Source organism: Paraburkholderia tagetis, assembly GCF_022213065.1.
In the GTDB taxonomy this organism is placed as follows: Bacteria; Pseudomonadota; Gammaproteobacteria; order Burkholderiales; family Burkholderiaceae; genus Paraburkholderia; species Paraburkholderia tagetis.
Window position 1 is genome coordinate 1 of the sequence record NZ_JAKLJA010000119.1, and the last position, 1,132, is coordinate 1,132.

Genomic DNA, 1,132 nt, shown 5'->3' on the forward strand with positions numbered 1-1,132 from the left:
GGCGTTGTTGCATAAATCGAGCATAAGGACGAAGCGGCCTCCATGTTTTCGACCTCAGGCGGTACGAACGGACCGCGGGCGTGCAAGTGCCGCCATGCGGTTGAGCACGCCTGCACGAATCGAAACCTCGGTCGCCTGGGAGCCGATCTCGCGCGCCCACAGGCAGGCGCCCGTGAGTATCTTGAGTCGGTACATCAGGGTCTCTGCGAGCGAGCGCCGGTGGTAGCCGCTCTCTTGCTTCCATTCGCTCCTGCTGCTCTGGGCGATTGCATCGATGGCCGCATTGCGCCACGCCGCACCGGGCGTGCTCTCAGGCCAAGGAATTGCGCCCTCGCGTGGTGGAATCGACGGCGTAGCGGCGCGCGCGGCAATTTGCGCGTGGCACGGCTTGGTGTCGTAGGCGCCGTCGCCACCAACGGTGCCGATCGGCACGTCAGCGGGAATTTGGTCGAGCAAATCGGGCAACACTTCTCCATCTCCCTCGTCCTGATGCGTCATCAGCGCGGCGCAGATCTGGCCTGTGTTTGCGTCCATCGCCAGATGGACCTTGCGCCAGGTGCGGCGCTTGGACCAGCCGTGTTTGCGGACCTTCCACTCGCCTTCGCCGTAGACCTTCAGTCCAGTACTATCGACGACGAGGTGCAACGGCTCGCCGGTGTGCAGCACTGGCAGCGCGACCTTCAGGGTCTGCGCGCGGCGGCTCAGAGTCGTGTAATTGGGCACCGGCAAGCCCGGGAAAGCAAGCTTGCCCAGGCTGAGCGCGAACCCCTGGAGTGCGCGCAGTGGCAGGCGAAAGACCTGCTTGAGGCCGAGCAACATCTGTACGAGCGCATCCGGGTAGACGCAGGGGCGGCCACGGGCACGTACGTCCAGCTCGGGCGGCGCCGCGAACAAGCTTGGGTCGATCCACACCGTCAGGTCTCCTCGAGCAATGAGGCCTGCGTTGTACTGCGCCCAGTTCTTGACGCGATATTTGGCCTTCAAACTCGATTGCTTGCTGGTCGTGTCCTTGCGCATCTTCTCGGCAAAAATCGAGAATGTACGCAGGAAACCGAACTGTTAACAGAGCCACGCCCGGACGCTGTTGCGCGTAAACGTCAGCATGTCGCGGCCAGATTTATGCAACAACGCC

Annotated in this window: 1 protein-coding gene; it reads right to left on the reverse strand. The window is 63.0% G+C overall.

Annotated features, from left to right (window positions below):
• Nucleotides 1-54: 54 nt before the first annotated feature.
• Nucleotides 55-1,017, reverse strand: a complete 963-nt coding sequence (locus tag L5014_RS38515) for an IS5 family transposase (RefSeq protein WP_238469091.1) — start codon at nt 1,015-1,017, stop codon at nt 55-57.
• Nucleotides 1,018-1,132: the final 115 nt, after the last annotated feature.

Bases quoted from the DNA above. Each gene is read 5' to 3' on its own strand.
- L5014_RS38515 (WP_238469091.1), bottom strand. From the start codon at position 1,017: ATGCGCAAGGACACGACCAGCAAGCAATCGAGTTTGAAGGCCAAATAT.